The organism is Frankia sp. Mgl5 (assembly GCF_023242985.1).
Taxonomy (GTDB): domain Bacteria; phylum Actinomycetota; class Actinomycetes; order Frankiales; family Frankiaceae; genus Parafrankia; species Parafrankia soli.
Genome location: NZ_JALKFY010000207.1, coordinates 1 through 258 on the forward strand (window position 1 = coordinate 1; position 258 = coordinate 258).

At 53.9% G+C, this 258-nt stretch carries 1 protein-coding gene; it reads left to right on the top strand.

Features of this window, described 5'->3' with window-relative positions; all coding sequences use genetic code 11:
* Positions 1-183, top strand: a 183-nt coding sequence (locus MXD62_RS09030) for a hypothetical protein (RefSeq protein ID WP_248828922.1), incomplete at its 5' end; no start/stop codon positions are given.
* Between the last annotated feature and the right edge of the window lie 75 nt (positions 184-258).

A 258-nucleotide genomic window follows, 5' to 3' on the forward strand; every position in this document is an offset into this window, starting at 1 on the left:
GCTGAAAAATATCTGAAACATAGCAAATGCCCGGGTGGAGTAAAAGGCTCCTGTCCGGGCATTTTGCTTTTACTTTTCCTCGCCTGGCGTTTCCCCATCCAGATTGGTACGGATCCGCAAAAACGGGCCTGTGGGAGCAGGGGCGATCACTCGATCCTCCAACTGCTTGAAGTCAGGCAATGATTCCCCTGTTTCTGCAACAGTTGGCTCTTGGTCAGCCCTGTCCGGATGCGGCCTTGTCTCTTCCGTGGTCATGGC